This window comes from Arthrobacter sp. MA-N2 (genome assembly GCF_000517125.1).
GTDB lineage: Bacteria > Actinomycetota > Actinomycetes > Actinomycetales > Micrococcaceae > Arthrobacter > Arthrobacter methylotrophus.
Map to the genome: position 1 here is coordinate 1,543,335 of NZ_KI912155.1, position 16,150 is coordinate 1,559,484.

At 64.8% G+C, this 16,150-nt stretch carries 14 protein-coding genes; 1 reads left to right on the top strand and 13 read right to left on the bottom strand.

The genetic code is table 11. The features are described 5' to 3' along the window. Positions 1–13 precede the first annotated feature (13 nt). A complete protein-coding gene (locus A3M3_RS0107820) occupies positions 14–964 on the bottom strand; it encodes a LysR family transcriptional regulator (protein WP_028265874.1) in 951 nt (316 codons plus the stop codon). 72 nt (positions 965–1,036) lie between these two features. Here A3M3_RS0107820 and A3M3_RS24230 point away from each other — a divergent pair, with 72 nt between their 5' ends. Continuing rightward, positions 1,037–1,993, top strand: coding sequence for an EamA family transporter (locus tag A3M3_RS24230; RefSeq protein ID WP_081736732.1), 957 nt, complete (start codon positions 1,037–1,039; stop codon positions 1,991–1,993). Here the strand turns inward: A3M3_RS24230 and A3M3_RS0107830 are convergent. The 12 genes from A3M3_RS0107830 to A3M3_RS0107885 form a co-directional block, all read right to left on the bottom strand. Continuing rightward, positions 1,966–2,583 carry a hypothetical protein gene (locus A3M3_RS0107830; RefSeq protein ID WP_231497207.1) on the bottom strand — a complete coding sequence of 206 codons (618 nt, stop codon included), beginning with the start codon at positions 2,581–2,583 and terminating at the stop codon, positions 1,966–1,968. The two genes, A3M3_RS24230 and A3M3_RS0107830, sit on opposite strands and share 28 nt — an antisense overlap. A 64-nt stretch (positions 2,584–2,647) precedes the next feature. Further along, positions 2,648–3,304, bottom strand: a complete 657-nt coding sequence (locus A3M3_RS0107835; RefSeq protein WP_051423016.1) for a TetR/AcrR family transcriptional regulator — start codon at positions 3,302–3,304, stop codon at positions 2,648–2,650. Between the two features lie 2 nt (positions 3,305–3,306). After that, positions 3,307–5,343, bottom strand: coding sequence for a YhgE/Pip domain-containing protein (locus tag A3M3_RS0107840; protein WP_028265877.1), 2,037 nt, complete (start codon positions 5,341–5,343; stop codon positions 3,307–3,309). Further along, positions 5,340–6,089 carry a hypothetical protein gene (locus A3M3_RS0107845; RefSeq protein WP_028265878.1) on the bottom strand — a complete coding sequence of 250 codons (750 nt, stop codon included), beginning with the start codon at positions 6,087–6,089 and terminating at the stop codon, positions 5,340–5,342. The genes A3M3_RS0107840 and A3M3_RS0107845 overlap by 4 nt, the downstream gene beginning before the upstream one ends. 85 nt (positions 6,090–6,174) lie before the next feature. After that, positions 6,175–7,785 carry a serine hydrolase gene (locus A3M3_RS0107850; protein ID WP_231497208.1) on the bottom strand — a complete coding sequence of 537 codons (1,611 nt, stop codon included), beginning with the start codon at positions 7,783–7,785 and terminating at the stop codon, positions 6,175–6,177. Positions 7,786–7,815: 30 nt separating this feature from the next. Next, positions 7,816–9,276 carry a dihydrolipoyl dehydrogenase family protein gene (locus A3M3_RS0107855; protein ID WP_028265880.1) on the bottom strand — a complete coding sequence of 487 codons (1,461 nt, stop codon included), beginning with the start codon at positions 9,274–9,276 and terminating at the stop codon, positions 7,816–7,818. A gap of 166 nt (positions 9,277–9,442) precedes the next feature. Then, positions 9,443–10,129: an N-acetylmannosamine-6-phosphate 2-epimerase gene (locus A3M3_RS0107860; protein ID WP_028265881.1), complete on the bottom strand. Its 687-nt coding sequence runs from the start codon at positions 10,127–10,129 to the stop codon at positions 9,443–9,445. A 26-nt stretch (positions 10,130–10,155) separates the two neighbouring features. Next, positions 10,156–11,094: an ROK family protein gene (locus A3M3_RS0107865; protein ID WP_028265882.1), complete on the bottom strand. Its 939-nt coding sequence runs from the start codon at positions 11,092–11,094 to the stop codon at positions 10,156–10,158. 110 nt (positions 11,095–11,204) lie between these two features. Beyond that, complete coding sequence (locus A3M3_RS0107870) at positions 11,205–12,122, bottom strand: dihydrodipicolinate synthase family protein (RefSeq protein ID WP_028265883.1); 918 nt, start codon at positions 12,120–12,122, stop codon at positions 11,205–11,207. 36 nt (positions 12,123–12,158) lie between these two features. After that, on the bottom strand, positions 12,159–12,977 hold the full coding sequence (locus A3M3_RS0107875; RefSeq protein WP_231497209.1) for an ATP-binding cassette domain-containing protein: 819 nt from the start codon (positions 12,975–12,977) through the stop codon (positions 12,159–12,161). Further along, complete coding sequence (locus A3M3_RS0107880; RefSeq protein WP_028265885.1) at positions 12,974–15,112, bottom strand: dipeptide/oligopeptide/nickel ABC transporter permease/ATP-binding protein; 2,139 nt, start codon at positions 15,110–15,112, stop codon at positions 12,974–12,976. The genes A3M3_RS0107875 and A3M3_RS0107880 overlap by 4 nt, the downstream gene beginning before the upstream one ends. A 2-nt stretch (positions 15,113–15,114) precedes the next feature. Further along, entirely contained in the window at positions 15,115–16,071 is a 957-nt protein-coding gene (locus A3M3_RS0107885) for an ABC transporter permease (RefSeq protein ID WP_028265886.1), read from the bottom strand. Positions 16,072–16,150: the final 79 nt, after the last annotated feature.

Sequence of the window (16,150 nt, forward strand, 5' to 3'; positions counted from 1 at the left end):
GCGACTCGCGCCGCTAGCCCATGTTGAGTCCCGCGTCGAGTCCCGCGGCCACGTCTTGCAGCAGGCGGACAACATGGCGGATGCTGGGGCTTGCCGTCATGGTCTTCCGGTATACGATTCCCACTTGGCGTTGCTGCACCGGATTGACCACGGGGACAGCTACCACCCCGGCGGGAAGTTCCGGCCTGCCGAGCCTGGGCACCAAAGCCACCGCGACGCCCTGCTGGACCATGGCGATATGCGTGGAAAAGTCGGGATCGTAGACGCGGATGTCCGGCACGCGTCCGAGGCCCGCGAGGATCGCCAGCAACGCCTCGTTGCAGATGGCGCCGGCGGGGGTGCTGATCCAGTGTTCGTCCGCCAGTTCGGAAGGCTCGACGGCGGTCCTGCCGGCCAGCGGGTGCGCCGAGTTGAGCAGGACGTCGGCCGTGTCCAGGCAGAGGTCCTCGTGCACCATGTTTTCCGGAATGACCAAGGGTACCGAGTTCCAGTTGTGTACCACGCCGAGATCGGCTTCACCGCTTGCGACCCGTTGGACGGCCTCGCGCGGGTCTTCGGCCACCACCCGGACCTCAAGCCCGGAACTGCCGGCAATACCGGCAGAGGAACCCCCGGCTGTGCCGAGTTTCCCCAGCATCGGCCCTAGCAGTCCGCGGCAGGCCGTGGAGAACGCCACGAGCCGCAGCACGCCGCTTGGCTTTGAGGGGTCGGCGAGCAGGGTGGCCTGGAGCTCCTCCAATTCGCCCAGGATGCGGCGTCCGTATTCGGCCAGCGCCATGCCGCGGTCTGTCAGCAGTACGCCCCGGCCATGGCGCTCCAGGACGGTGACGCCGCTCTGCTTCTCCAGCTTCTTGATCTGCTGGGAGACCGCCGAAGGGCTGAACCCCATCGCCTCCGAGGCAGCCACCACCGAGCCTTGCTGCTCCACCGCTACGAGGGCCCTTAAGGCCGCAATCTCAATCATGAAGCAAACGTACATGATTCGATGAAGAATTCAACGCTGGTGCTTCATCCGCATCACTGTCAGAGTTGAATCGTGAATATCCGCCACTCAGCACTTGCCGTCCTTGTCGCCGTCCTTTGGGGCCTGAATTTTGTCGCGATCGACTTTGGCCTGCACCCCGTAAGCGGGAACGGCAGCAACGGGAGCGGTGGCGCGGCAAATGTGCCTCCGTTGTTGTTCGTGGCGATGCGCTTTGTGCTGGTGGTGTTCCCTTGCATCTTCTTTGTCCGCAAACCGGATGTCAGCTGGAAGGCGATCATCGGCGTCGGACTGTTCATGAGTGCTGGCCAGTTCGGCCTGCTTTACCTGGGCATGGCCCTCGGCATGCCCGCGGGGCTCGCCTCTTTGGTGCTACAAGCCCAAGTGCTCCTGACGGTGCTGTTGGCCGCCCGGTTCCTCGGAGAACGTCCCAGTAAACGCCAACTGACAGGCGTGGTACTGGGTGTCGCGGGGCTTGCCCTGGTCGCGGTGGGACGCAGCCTGGTGGCGCCCTTGGTGCCGCTCATGATCGTGCTCGCAGCGGCACTGTCCTGGGCTGCGGGAAACATCATCGCACGCAAAGCCAAGGCAGCTTCGGGATTGGGCCTGGTGGTCTGGTCCGGGGCTGTGGTCCCGCTGCCTCTTGCGGGCTTGTCGCTCATCGTGGATGGCCCGGGCGCCGTCGTCGGGACCCTCACCAATCTGCAACCGGCCACGATTCTGAGCGCGCTCTACACTGCGGTATTCGCGTCACTGGTGGGCTACGGCATCTGGAATCGCCTGCTGAGCCTCTATCCGAGTTCAGCCGTGGTGCCGTTCACGCTCTTGGTTCCGGTGGTGGGAATGACGGCGGCGTGGCTGCTGATCTCAGAGATCCCGACCGCGGCGGAACTGGCCGGCGGTCTCCTTTTGTTGGGCGGCGTGGCGACGGCGGTCCTGCAGCGGCGCGCTAAAGCTGCGGCCCCGGCGTTGCCCGAAGACCGTCAGCGCCTGGGAGCGGGCTTGCGCTGAACTGGCGATCCCGGAGCAGGGGATCCCGACGTCGGACGCTTAGCGGGCGCGGCCGGCGCCGGTGAGCGCGGTGCAGCGCGCTTCACCGCCCCCGACGCTGGCCGGGCCGCCGGCCGCTGGGCGGCCCTGGCAGCTGCCGAGGAAGGCCGCTGCGCAGATCGGGCCGCTGGCCGAGTCACGGGGCGGGACGCCGCCGCTCGGTTCCTGCGGGATGGCCAGACTGCACCCACAAACAGGACCAGCAGGGAACTGCAGCCTGCAGCGGCTGCAAGGTAGAAGTAGATATCCGAATCTTGGCTGCTCACCGCGCTGCCCAAGGCATTCTCGTCCTGGTTGAAGGCCAGTCCCCACATGCGCAGGAACGCGATTCCGAAAGCGATGAACAAGGCCGATGCGATCGTGCCGAGGACCAGCATGAAGTAGCGTCGCCGCGCGAAGACTTCCGCGACACACGCAAGGTAGCCGATTGCCAGGACCGCGAGGAACGTGTACATCACGGTTTCCTCCAGGGTGATCGCGAGCAACACCAGCAAGCCAGCCGACACCACAGCAGAGATGATCGCAAGCTTTCCACTGTTCCCCAGGCGCATGGAAACCATCATCCCCGACCGGGCGGAATCGCCACGCCCGTAAGACGCCGCAGTTGCCATACCGTTACCGCAGGACGTAGCCCCGCATCATGGTCATGATGGCTGCGACACTTTGCTCCCGGGTACGTTCCGGGTTGTACGTTTGCCGGTCCAGGCCCACCACGAAGATCGCACCGAACATTGCCGCTTCGAGGCTGCCGCGGGCAATGCCCGTATCCACGGTGTATTCGCTGGCCACCTTCTCGATGGCAGCACCGATCACTGCCAACAACTCGCTACGGAGTTCGACGAAGAGGCTGCCCCATTCGCTGGGCGTCCGCCAGTTTTCGCTGATCCAGAGCCGCGCGAAGGACGGGTAGTCGTCCATGAAGTCCATGGCTTGGCCAAGCATGGCTTCCATGGCCTCGAGCGGATCGGCGTGCAGTCCCTCGATGGTTTGGAGCCGGCCGAGCATGATGTCGACGCCGTGGCGCAGCAACTGGGCGATCAGATCGGCCTTGCTGCCGAAGTTGTAGTAGACCGTTCCCTTGGACACGCCGGCGGCGGCTGCGATCTCGTCCACCGTGACGCCTGCCGCGCCGCGCTCGCCGATCAGTTCCATCGAAGCGTCGAAGAGGCGCTGTTTGCTCGCGTTGGTGCGGACTGGGCGGAGCTTCTTTTCCGGAGTTTCCGGACCCGGGCCGTCCGGGCCCCCGTTGGCCTGTGTCGCAGGCTCTTGCATGCTCATACTGCAATCTCCGGCTTCAGGGTCTTGAGGGTCCAGAACTTGTGCTTCCGGACGGCCAGCGTGGAAAGCGCTGCCCCCAGCACAGTGTAGCCACACAGGCCCAGGACAATGGGCCAGATCATCGACAGCTCGCCGCCGTAGATCAAGTGCCGCATGCCCGTTACCACGTAGCCCATGGGCATGATCTCGTGGACCACGTGCAACGGCATCGGAGTGGTTTGCCACGGGAACGTTCCGCCGGAAGACACCAACTGCAGGACCAGCAGGATCAACACCACGAACTTTCCAGGAGTCCCCAGTAAAGCCACGATGCCTTGGATGAGGGCCGTGAACGCCATGACGGCGGCCAGCATGAACAACCACATCCACACCGGGTGTGCCGCGTTGAGGCCCAGCCCCAAGTCCACTACGAGGGTGAGGATGCTGGCCTGCAGCACGGAGACCACAAAGAAGGGGAGCCAGCCACCGACGGCGATTTTCCACGACGGAGCGTTCGACGCCAGGGCCCGCTGGGTGATGGGACGCATCGCTTGGACGAGCATGAACACGCCGATCCAGAGCGACAGTGTCAGGAAGAACGGGGCGAGGCCGGCGCCGTACGATCCGGCCTTGGCCTGGGAAACGTTGTTGACCGCGACCGGATCCGCGATCACCTTGGACACCTCGCTCTTTTGGGCGTCGTTCGGGTTCGGGACCTTGCCTGCCCCCTTCGCCAACTCGCTCGCCAAGGTGCGGGATCCGTCCGCGGCCGTGGCGGCGCCGCTCGCAAGTTGCGCCGCGCCGTCGTCGAGCTTGGCCGCACCGTCAGCGAGGGAAACCGTGCCGTTGACAGCAGACTGTTCGCCTGCCGCGAGGGTCGCAGCGCCCGAGCTGAGCTGGTCCGCGCCGGCCGAGGCCTGGCCGATGGCACCGGTCAGGGCAGGCGTGGCGCCCGCGAGTTTGGCGGCGCCCGCGCTGACCGCGGCTGAGCCGTCGGCGAGCTGCTGGATCTGGGCGGCATCGGCCGAAATCTTGGCCTTGGCATCCGTGACTTGGCTGGAAGCGGCGGCAGTGTCGAAGTCCGCCAGGATCTTGTTGGCCTGGTCTTGCGTGATGACTCCCGCGGACACGAGCCGCCCGTTGGAGGCCACCACGCGGTCCCGGGCTCCGGCGTCGAACGCGGAAAGCTGCCCGACGACGTCCTGGACCTTCGCATTAAGCTGCGCGTTTCCGGCGGCTACTTGAGCTGCGCCGTCGGCGAGCTTTTGGGAGTCTGCCGGGAGGGAGGCGGTTTTGTTCTTAAGTTCGGTGAGTCCAGTGCTGAGCTGCCCGGCGCCGTCGTTGAGCTGGTTCGCTCCGTCGCGCAGTCGGCTTTGGCCCGCCAGGAGCTCGGACGCGCCGCTGCTGAGTTGGCTGGTCCCGTCGTGGAGGGTGGCGGCACCGTCACTGAGTTTGCCGACGCCGTCCGCGAGCTGGGCCGCACCGTCGGATGCCTTGACGATGGAGGCGTGGATGGTGCCGAAGCCGGTGAGGAGCTGGTTGGCGGTTTCCTCGCCCACTTCCTTGGCCACGGTGGAGTGCACCGCGGTGGTGAGTTTGTCCACGATGGTGCTGAGGAGGTAGTTGTTGGCGTCGTTGGTGGTGACGTTGAGCATCGCCTGGTTGGCGGCGTCGAAGCTGCCCGGTGAGACGAGGTTGGCGGAAAAGTCCTTCGGAATCTTCAGGGCGAAGGCGTACTTGCCGGATTCAACTCCGGCGTCGGCTTCGGCCGTGGTGGTGACCCGCTGCCAGTTGAAGACGTGGCTTTCCACGAGGCTGTCGGCCACTTTCTGGCCGGCCTGCAGCTCGGGCCCGCTGGCCGGCTGGGCTCCCGCGTCCTCGACCACCAGCGCGGCGTCGATCTGGTTGAGGTTGCCGTAGGGATCCCAGTTCGCGTAGAGGTACACGGCTCCGTAGAGGAGGGGCACCATGGTCAGGGCGAGGATGGTCAGCTTGGGCAGGAGCCCGCCGGTCATGCGCTTGAGTTCGGAGCGGGCCAGCCGCAGAACAGTCACTTTGCGGTCCTTTGCAGGGTTTCGGGTGCTTCTTCGGGTGCTTCTTCGGGATCTTCTTGGGCGTTTTGGAGGGGTTCGGCGGGGGCCGCGGGTTCGGCGGCGGCTGCCGGCGCGGCCGTGTGGCTGACTGAGTTGCCGATCGCCGCGGCCGGGCCGTGCCAGCTGTCCGGGAGGGCTGAGACGACCGCGACGACGGCGAGCGGCCGCCCGGCGTCGTACGCCAACTGCTCCAGGCGCGGGAGCCAGTCCGCAGGGTTCGCGCTGTGCCGGTCCGGGGAGTCGAGCACCAGCAGATCGAGGGCCGGATCCGCGAGGGCCAAGGCGGTCAGCAACTCAAGGCGGCGGTCCGCCGGGAGTTGCTCAATCCACAGCCCGGCGATGTCCTCGAAGCGATTGACCTTGAGCCATGGCTTGCTGAGGAGGGCACCTCGGTAGCGGCGGGGAATGAGCGAGAGGTCTTCCGTCACGAGGTCGCGGACGCTCAAGTGCTGCTCCGGTTCATTGACGCCGGGAGCGTCGATGAGGGCGCTCGCTGCCCGGAGCTTCTTGGTTTTTACGGAGTTGTCCCAGCTCAGGAGTCCTTTGCCGGGCTTCATTCGGCCGCTGAGTGCCAAGGCCAAGGCTGTGCGCTGGTCCTGGCCGTCGCCGGTCACGAGGAGGAGCTCGCCGCGCTGGGCTTCGAGTGAGGTGGGAGGCAGGAGATCGTCCCGGCGGCCGTCGATCTGGAGTTGCTGTGCGGACAGCACAAGTGGACCTTTCGCAGAACCAATAGTCTGCCCCCAATACTATTTGAACTGACCGGTCAGTTCAAATAGATCCACTGTCCTGCTGTCACGAGATCCGCGTAAAAGTCCCCAATCCTGTCTTGTCGTAGAAATCGAGGGTGACGCTTGGTGCAGTGCCGCCGCCGTTTCCGGCGAACAGTGCACCGGCCAGGCCATTTCCGTTCTCTCCAATCGACTCAAAGCTGAAGGTATCGCCGTCAAAATGGGTCAGCGGGAAAGTAGTCGGGTTGCCTGCCGGCCCCATCTTCAGGGCGAGTTTCCCATCCTGATCGAGGACCACGAGCGGGCCGTAGTACGAGTTCGCGTACGTGCCGGTGTACGCATTGTCTGGCCGCGCCGGAGCAGGGTTGGAAGGAAGCTTGGAGTAGTCGACCTTCGGCTTCTCGGAGTCATCGAGCTGCTTGAAGATGCCAGCGGTGAATGCCAGCCAATCGACCGTGGGTGCACCGTGCTGCGCTGCGTCCAGGAAACCCGCGGTGATTGCTTCGGGAATCCCCTGTGGCCGTCCGTTAGTCAAGGCCACGATGGCAAGCTGTTCCCCAGGGAGCATGGCAACAGCGGTGGCGGTGCCAAGATTGAACGCGCCGGAGTGTCCCAGCTGGACACGTGCTTGATCGTCATAAGAGACGTTCCAGCCCAGGCCATAGAAACGGGAACGGGCGGCCGGGGACGACGCCGGTCCGGAAACCGCATGCGGAACATGCGTCGTTTGAAGTGCAGCCGGATCGATAACCGGCTTGCCACCATAGCTGCCGCTGGCAAGTTGCAGCCGGAGCCATTGGGCGAGGTCCCGGACCGAGGAACTTGCACCGCCCGCCGGAGCCTCGGAGTCGGCGTCGCGGTGGTACTTCGCTGCCCATTGCTTGTTCCCGAGCGGCACGTGGATGGCGGCTTTGTCCGACGCTTTCTCATAGTCCGAGTTGCGGTAACTGCTTGCGGACATGCCCAGCGGCCGGAACAGGATCTGGTCCGCCAGATCCTCCCATGACATCTTCATCGCTTTGGCGGCTGCCTCGCCGCCTGCCGTGTAGCCGAAATTGCTGTAGTTGTAGCTCGAGCGGAAGGTATCAAGGGGCTCTTGGTTGATGTGGCTGAGGATATACGCGCGGTCGAATCCGAGGTCTTCCAGCAGATCGCCCGACGCTGTTCTCAGGCCGCTCTGGTGCGACATGAGGTCGGCAAAAGTGGCATTTCGGGTGACGTAGTCATCCTTGAGCGCGAAGCCCTTGTCGGAATCAATGACGGGGTCGGTCCATTTGATGAGCTGCCGCCCCACAACGCCCGCCACCACGGTTGATGCCAAGGGCTTGGATACCGACGCGAGCTTGAACACCGTGTCAGGACCGATCGGTTCCGGTTTCCCGACCTCCCGGATGCCGAAGCCCTTGGCGTACACCACCTCATCCTGGTACACCACGGCCACAGCCATTCCCGGCAGTCCGGTTTGTTCCATGGCGTCTTGGACCAATCCGTCGAGCTTGGCCAAGGCATTGGTGACCTTTGCCCGGTCCAGCAGCGGTTCGATCTGTCCCGGGGGAGCCGGAAGCAGTGATGCGGACGCCTGCGGCTCGGTGTGTGCTGTTTCACCCGTGCAGGCAGACAGTACTGAAATACCCGCGATACCGGCCGCTCCAAGCCCGATCGATTTGAGCAGCACACGTCTATCCGGAGAAAGGTCCATGAATGCTCACAACCCGTACTTCTCAAGCAGCCGCAGCCACACCTCGCTGATCGTGGGGAACGACGGCACAGCATGCCATAGCCTGTCCAAGGGGACTTCGCCCACAATGGCAATAGTGGCACCGTGCAGAAGTTCAGCGACGCCAGGCCCCGCAAAGGTCGCCCCGACCACCACTTTGTGGTCCTCGTCCACCACGAGTTGCGCCCAGCCTTCGTAATTCTCCGAATGCAGCTGGGCGCCGGACACATTGATGGGGACTTCCACCGCTGTGGCGTTGATGCCCTTCTGCAATGCCTGTTGGAGGCTCGGGCCCACGGATGCGAGCTCCGGATCCGTGAACACCACGCTGGGGATCGCGTATTCGTCGGCTGTCTTGGCCAGGGGGCTCCAGGGTTTCGGCGCGCCGTGGAGGGTTCCCTTGGCACGCGCCACGATGGCGTCGCCAGCGGCCCGGGCCTCGTACTTGCCTTGATGAGTGAGGAGGGCCGAACCCGCCGCGTCACCGGCCGCGTAGAGCCACAGTCCGCTGGTACCGTCGCTGGCAGTCCCCTCCACCAAACCGCTCGAGTCCGTGGTGAGCCGCAAAGCCTTGCCTTCTTCGGCGTCGAGCCCCACGTTCTCAAGCCCCAAATTGTCCAGGTTGGGTCGCCGGCCCGTCGCCACCAGCAACTCGTCAGAGTTCAGGACGGTCCCGTCCCCGAGGGTGACGGTGAACGCATGGTCCGCGTCATGTTCGACGCGCGTGGTGTCCGTCCCGAGCCGGAGATCGACGCCGTCGGCCCGCAACCCTGCGGCAACCAGCTGGGCGGCTTCCTCTGGAAAAGTGCTGAGCAGCCTCCCCCGGGCGACGAGCGTGACAGACGAGCCCAAGCGGGCAAACGCCTGGGCAAGTTCGACCCCCGCGACGCCGCCGCCCAGCACCACGAACCGTTCAGGGATGCTCCGCGCCGAGGTGGCGCCGCGGGTTGTCCAATAGGGGACGTCGCGCAGGCCTGCAATCTTCGGCATGACCGGTGTGGAGCCCGTGGCCACGACTACGGCGTGGTGGGCCTTGAGCGAATAGCTGTTGCCGTCCTTGCCATCGACTTGGACTTCGCGGGGGCCCGTGATGCGCGCCCGGCCCCGGACCAGTTCGATGCCTGTGTCTACGAGCCACTGCACGGCGCCGTCGTCTTGCCACTTGTTGGTGAAGTAGTCGCGGTACTTCAGGACAGATGCGGCATCCAGGACCTTCGTGACGGCGTCGGCTGCTCCGGGCACGGATTGGGCGGCGTGCAGGGCAGTTCCAGGCCGAAGGAGCGCTTTGGACGGTATGCAGGCCCAGTAGGAGCACTCCCCGCCGACCAGCTCGGTCTCCACAATCGCTGTGGTGAGGCCTCCCCGGACCGTTCTGTCTGCAACGTTCTCACCCACGGCTCCGGCGCCGATCACAATGACATCGAATTCCCGGATGTTCTCCTCAGCCATGGGAGAAGCCTACGCCCGGACGCAGCTTCGGATCAGGGACCCGGCGACGGATTCTGCGGGATCATTCCTCGAAGCCGAATCGTCAAGCCTGTGTTTGCGCGGATGTTTTCCAACAGAATGCGAATGATCCAGCGGAATTGAGCAGCCTTGGGGCGACCGTACGCTGCTAGCCGTGCATCGCACCCTTGAACCAGCCGGTGATGCTGGCCGGATGCGTGATTGCGGTACCCACGACGACGGCGAACGCACCGGCGTCGAGGGCTTGGCGGGCCTGGGCAGGGGTATGGATGCGGCCCTCGGCGATGAGTGGCGTGCCTAGTCCAGCGCCGGCGATCTCCGCGAGGAGCTCGAGGTCGGGGCCATCGGTCTTGGGACGTTCACCGGTGTATCCGGCGAGCGTGGTGCCGATCAGGTCCGCACCCGCGTCGACCGCGGCCGCCGCATCGGCGTAGGAACCGCAATCGGCCATCACCAAGGCATGCGTTTGCGCGTGAAGTCCGTCGACCGTCTGCTTGAGGCTCAGGCCGTCAGGACGCGGGCGGCGCGTGCCGTCGATGGCCACAACGTGGGCTCCCGCGTTCGCGACGGCGAGGGCGTGGCGGAGCGTCGGGGTAATGAAGACGCCATCGTGCCCGTCCTTCCAGAGTCCGATCACCGGGACCTCGACAGCCGTTCGGGTGAACTGGACGTCCGCGAGGCCTTGGACACGGATTGCCGCGGCACCACCGATTACCGCCGACGCCGCCACTTGGCCTGTGGTTCGGGGATCGCGCATGGGCTCGCCCGGATAGGCCTGGCAGGAGACGATCAACTGCGAACGGAGGGCTTCGAGGCCTTCAGGGGTCAGGATCATGGGGTCTCCTTGCGAGGTTTTCGTTATTAGTTCAGGACAAGCTTGGCTGCGCCCACAATGGCCGCGGTGTTCCCGAGCGCCGCACGGAGCACGGGAATGTCAGCGAGCGGGCCCATGAGCTCCTTGCGCATGGCCCGTTCCATGGGTTTCCACCAGAGATCTCCGGCGTCTGCCAGGCCACCGGAAACTACTACCGTCTCCGGGTCGAGGATGTTGACGAGCCCACCGAGGGCCTGTCCGGCGGCACCTGCGCCCGCGCCAATAGCCTTGATGGCGGCAGCATCGCCCTGGAGCGCCAAGGCAAACACGGCTCGCGTATCCGGTACGTCGGGCGAGCCGCCGAAACGCACGAAGGATTCATGGATGGCCGGGCCGGAAGCGATCGCCTCAACATGGCCGGAACCGCCGCACACGCAGGGGAGCGCCTTACCTTCGTGGTAGGCATACGGCGACGCAAAATGACCTACGTGGCCGCCCACATAGCGATGCCCCAAAACAGGAGATCCGTCCAGCACAAAACTGCCGCCGACTCCGGTCCCGAAGGCCACCATGAGCGAACTCGACGACCCCGCAGCCGCCCCACGCCACGCCTCGCCCAAGGCATGCGCATGGACGTCGTTGACAGCCCTGACCGAGTCCCGCGGGAGTCCCAGCCGTTCCGCCAGGCCCGCAGCCAACCCGGTCCCGGCCCACCCCAGGATCGAGTCGGTAGCGGAAACCACAGTCCCGCTCACAGCATCAATGACGCCGGCAGAACCGACGCCGACACGCCCGACGGCGATTCCCTCGCCTGCCGCGCGCCGCATGAGCCATGCGACGAGCGCCGCCGTAGCACCCAGAATGGCGTTGCCACCCTCGCGATTGAGCGTGGGGATTTGCTCCGAAAACAACACACTCCCGTCGGCGGCAACAACGCCGGCGGCGGTCTTGGTCCCACCAAGATCGACACCGATCACGTGCATCATGTTTTGTCCTTCGGGTCTGTTGCGGAGTCTTTTGCGGGGTCTGTTGCGGGGTCCGTCAATGCTGCCATGCGTCACTGGCCAGCCGTGGGTGGGACGGCTCGAACCCGTCTCTAGACCAGGCCGTTGCGTTCCAGGATGACCTTGATTGCGGCGGTTTCTTCGGCGTTCAGGGAGAGCATGGGGGCGCTCATCGTGTTGGATTCGATGATGCCCATGACCTGGAGGGCGGTCTTGAATGCGCCGAGTCCTGCTGCGCCGCCGGAGACCCGGCCGTTGGGGGTGTAGACGATCTCGAAGACGTCCGCCAAGCGGTCCTGTTCGGCTGCGGCTGCCGTCCAGTCTCCGGCCTGGCTGGCATCGAAGAGGCGGCGGTAGCCGGCGGGGTCAACGTTGCCCAGGCCCGGGACGACGCCTTGGGCACCGCCGAGGAGGGCTCCGTCCACGACCACTTCGTGGCCCGTGAAGATGTCGAAGTCGGGGATGTCCTTGGCTGCAAGGAGCAGTTGGCGGAAGGAGACGTCGTCGCCGGAGGAGTCCTTGACGCCCGCGATCACGCCGTCGCGGCCCAGGCGGACCAAAAGGTCGGTGGGCAGCTTGAAGTGCGTACGGACGGGGACGTCGTAGGCGAAGATCGGCTTGTCCACGGCAGCGTGGATGCTGCGGAAGTGGGTTTCGGTCTCCTGGGCGTTGCCGATGGCGTAGTACATCGAGGTGACTACGATTGCGTCGGCTCCGAGGTCGATGACCTTCTTGGCTTCTTCGATCACGCGGTTGGTGGTTTGTTCGTTGGCGCCCACGACCAGGGGCACGGCACCGGCATTCGCGTCGGCGATCGTGGAGACGACGAGTTCGCGCTCCTCGTTGGTCATGTAGGGGACCTCGCCTGAGGAGCCCAACACGAAAAGGCCGGACACGCCGCCGTCGAGCAGGTGCTTGGTGACGTTCTTCAGGGACGCGGTGTCAACGCGGCCGTCAGCGTGGCGGGGGGTGATGACCGGGGGAATGACGCCCTGGAACTGAGTAGACACAGAAATCTCCGTTGTTTGGATCTGAAAGGGAAAAACTTAGGTGTGGAGCAGGCTTGGTGCGGCGCCGAGCAGCTTCTTGGTGTAGTCGTTGCTTGGGTTGTCGAAGACCTGTGCGGCCGGGCCTTCCTCGACGATCTGTCCGAAATACATGACGCAGATGCGGTCGGAGACGTAGCGGACCGTCTGGATGTCGTGCGAAATGAACACCATGCCGAGGTTTAGCTGGGTCTTCAGATCGGACAGGAGGTTCAGGACCTGGGCCCGGACGGAAACATCGAGCGCCGACGTCGGTTCGTCCGCCACGATGATGTCCGGATCCAAAGCGAGGGCGCGCGCGATCGCCACGCGCTGGCGCTGGCCGCCGGAAACCTGCGACGGCGTGACCTCGCCTGCCGATTGCGGCAAGCCGACGAGGGCCAGCAGTTCCTTGACTTTCTCCGAGCGTGACGCGGCGTTGCCGATGCCGTGGACTTGCAGGGGATCGGTGAGGATATCTTCGATGGTCATGCGCGGGTTGAGCGCCGTGGCCGGGTCCTGGAAGACCACGGATACGGCACGCCCGAATTCCTTGCGCATGCGTGCGTTGCGTTTGATGGCTGGCTTGCCGTGGAACAGCACCTGGCCCGACGTCGGGGCCTGAAGTCCCACGAGCACCGAAGCGAGCGTGGACTTGCCGCAGCCGGACTCGCCGACGATTCCGACAGTCTCGCCACGGCTGATGCTGAAGTCCACACCGTTGACGGCCTTGACGATGTTGGGCCGGAAGAGGCTGCCGGTGCGGGCCCGGTGGTGAACCTTGACGTCCTTGAGTTCGATGACCGGCTTGGCTGGGATATCCCGTTGGGAAGTACTCACTTTGCGTCCTCCTTCAGGTGGCTGGCCCAGTAGTGGTCCCGGTCTGCTCCGCCACCGGCGGATTCAACAACGGTGAGGACCAATTGCTGGTTCGGATCGGCGTCGGGCCTCAAGGAGCGGGCCGCAAAGCGGTCGCCCGAAGCGAAATCCCGCGGAGACGGCACGGTGCCGGGGATCTGGTGGAGGCGGACGGCGTCGGCCTCGATCGAAAGAACTGCGCCCAACAGACCTCGCGTGTATTCGTGCCGCGGGTTCTGCAGGAGCTCGGAAGCCTGTGCCGATTCCACTACCTGGCCTGCGTACATGACCGTGATCCGGTGCGCCAAGGAGGCTACCAAAGCGAGGTCGTGGCTGACGAAGACCATGGCGAAGCCGAGCTGTTCGCGCAGTTCGTTGAGCAGCTCCACCACCTGCTTCTGGACGGTCACGTCCAGGGCCGTGGTGGGTTCGTCGGCCACCACGATCTTCGGCGAGCGGGAAAGAGCCATGGCGATCAGCACGCGCTGGCGCTGGCCGCCGGAGAGTTCGTGCGGGTAGCTGGCAAGCGTGCGGACGGGATCGAGTTTGACCAGTTCCAGCAACTCGGCGGGGGTCTTGCGTCCACCGCGCTTGGTCAGCTGGGTCATCTGCTCCTTGATCTTCATGGACGGGTTGAGCGAGCTCAGCGCATCCTGGTAGACCATGGCGATCTGCTCGCCCCGCAGGCCCTGATAGGCCTTGGCGTTGCTGTGCTTCGAGCCGGAATCCAGGAGTTCTTTGCCATCGAAGACGATGGACCCGGTGATCTCGGCAGTCTTGGGCAGGAGGCCCATGATGGCCAGGGACGTGATGGACTTGCCGCAACCGGATTCGCCCACCAGGCCCATGGTTTCCCCCTCACGGACGGTGAAGGAGACGTTGTCCACGATCGCGGTTTCGCCGAAGCGCCCGGGGAAGCGGATGGACAGGTTCTTGACCTCCAGCAGGTTCCTGGCGCCGGCCGGGACCTGGGGGAGCCGATCGGTACGCTTGGCCTCGATGGAAGCCAGAAGTTCGAGTTCCTTGTCGAGGAGCGCGTGCGGACTCGCCAGGGCAATCCTCGGATCGTTCAGGACCGACGCTGTGTAGTCCTCTTCGGAGAGGGGATCGCTGTTTGCCGGCCGAACGCCGTCGAGTTCGTGCTGTTCCACGACCGATGGCTGTGCCACCGACGTCGCGATTTCGGTATCGACGGCTGCACCCGCCACGGCGGCGCCGGCAAAGGCAGCGGCAGCACCGTCGTCGTCCTTCACCACCGGGGCCTTGCGCAGCTTCGGGTTCACCATGGCGTCGGTGAGGCCTTCGGCCAGGATGTTCAGCGCAAGGACAGTGAGCAAGATCGTGAGGCCTGCGAAGGTCGTTGCCCACCAGCCACCTGAAAGGACCAGGTTGCGGCCGTATGAGATCACGTTGCCCCAGGACGGCGCGGGATCCTGGACGCCGGCTCCCAGGAAGGACAGCGAGGCTTCGAGGATGATGGCGTCGGCCACCATGACCGTGGCGAAAACCAGCACGGGGGCGGCGGTGTTACGGACGATGTGCTTGAGCAGGATGTAGGGGCGGCTTGCACCCATCACTCGTTCGGCCCGGACGTAGTCTTCACCGTACTGGGCGAGCACATTGGCGCGGACCACCCGGGCAAGCTGCGGCGTGTAGATGATGGCGATGGCGACGATGATGGTGGGTACCGAGTTGCCGAAAGCTGCCAGCAGCACGGCTGCGAGGGCGATGCCCGGGAACGCCATGAGGATGTCCATGAGTCGCATGATGATCTCGTTGACCGCCTTGCTGGACGTCGCAGCGAGCGAGCCAAGCACGGCGCCGACGACGATCGCGAGGGCCACCGCGCCGAGGCCGATCATCAGGGAGGATTGGGAACCGTAGAGCAGCCGGGAGAAGACATCACGCCCCAGACGGTCGGTACCGAAGAAATGGTCGCCGTCCGGCGCTTGGGCCGGGATGAACGTTTCCAGGGGATCGTGCGGTGCGACGAGGGGCGCGAAGATAGCCGCCAGGCCGATCACCACGAGGAACAACAGGGCAAGACGCGATCCCCAAGGGAGGGACTTGAAGCGGACGCCCGGGGCGCTGAGCCGTTCAGCAAGTTTGCTGCGCATGGCTATACCGTCCTGATTCGGGGGTTGATGAGCAGGTACAGGAGGTCCACCACGATGTTCACCAGAACGAAGGTGACGGAAATGGTGAGGACCACGCCCTGGACCAGGTTGACGTCCAGGTTGGTGATGCCGTTGAGGATCAGCTGGCCCATGCCGGGAAGGGCGAAAATCATTTCGATGACGACGGCGCCGCCCAGCAGGTAGCCCACGCGGAGTCCCAGCACGGTCACCGGAGTGACCAGCGCGTTGCGCAGGACGTTCCTGGAAACCACTTCACGATAGGGGACCCCGTTGCCGATGGCCGTGCGGACGTAGTCGCGGTCCAATTCCTCCACCATCGAGGTGCGGACCACGCGAATCAGGGAAGCAGACACGGGGATGCCGAGCGCGAGGGCCGGCAGTGCCATCGAGTTGAGCCAGCCGCCGAAGCCGGACTCCGGCGTCGCGATTCCACCCGAAGGGAACATCGGGTTGTCACCGAGCGCGAACCACTGGATGAGCAGGATGCCAAGCCAGAAGGACGGGGTGGCGATGGCCGCGATGGAGAAGATCCGGACCAGCTGGTCCTGCCACTTGTCGCGGTAAAGGGCGCCGATGATGCCGAAAACCAAGGACAGTACGACGGCGATAATCACGCCGAGGAAGGTCAGCTGGAGGGTCAGCGGGAAGGCCGAGGCAATCATGCTTGCCACCGACTTGGACGGCGGGGTGGTCACGCCAAGATCGAGATGCACGAGCCTGCCCAGGAAACGGAAGTACTGGATGAACAGGGGATCGTTCAGGCCGTTGTCCTGGCGGTACTGCTGTTTGGCGGCCTCGCTGGCGCCTTCGCCGAGGGCCGAGCTGGCCTGGTCGCCTGGGGCTGCTTGAAGGACGAGGAAGACCAGCAGCGTGATGCCCAGGATCATCAAGGGCAATGCCGCGAGTCTGCGTCCAAGCAGACGCAATATCATGACCATTTGTTCTCCGGTTTGCTTTGTTGCGGCCGCTGCGTGGCGGTCTCGCGGGGTAGTGCTTCCAAGGGGTGCGCCTCCCCCA

What these genes read in the sequence shown, in the direction of transcription:
- A3M3_RS0107820 (WP_028265874.1), bottom strand. Translation starts at nt 964, where the DNA reads ATGATTGAGATTGCGGCCTTAAGGGCCCTCGTAGCGGTGGAGCAGCAA.
- A3M3_RS0107830 (WP_231497207.1), bottom strand. Translation starts at nt 2,583, where the DNA reads ATGCGCCTGGGGAACAGTGGAAAGCTTGCGATCATCTCTGCTGTGGTG.
- A3M3_RS0107835 (WP_051423016.1), bottom strand. Translation starts at nt 3,304, where the DNA reads ATGCAAGAGCCTGCGACACAGGCCAACGGGGGCCCGGACGGCCCGGGT.
- A3M3_RS0107855 (WP_028265880.1), bottom strand. Translation starts at nt 9,276, where the DNA reads ATGGCTGAGGAGAACATCCGGGAATTCGATGTCATTGTGATCGGCGCC.
- A3M3_RS0107860 (WP_028265881.1), bottom strand. Translation starts at nt 10,129, where the DNA reads ATGATCCTGACCCCTGAAGGCCTCGAAGCCCTCCGTTCGCAGTTGATC.
- A3M3_RS0107865 (WP_028265882.1), bottom strand. Translation starts at nt 11,094, where the DNA reads ATGATGCACGTGATCGGTGTCGATCTTGGTGGGACCAAGACCGCCGCC.
- A3M3_RS0107880 (WP_028265885.1), bottom strand. Translation starts at nt 15,112, where the DNA reads ATGCGCAGCAAACTTGCTGAACGGCTCAGCGCCCCGGGCGTCCGCTTC.
- A3M3_RS0107885 (WP_028265886.1), bottom strand. Translation starts at nt 16,071, where the DNA reads ATGGTCATGATATTGCGTCTGCTTGGACGCAGACTCGCGGCATTGCCC.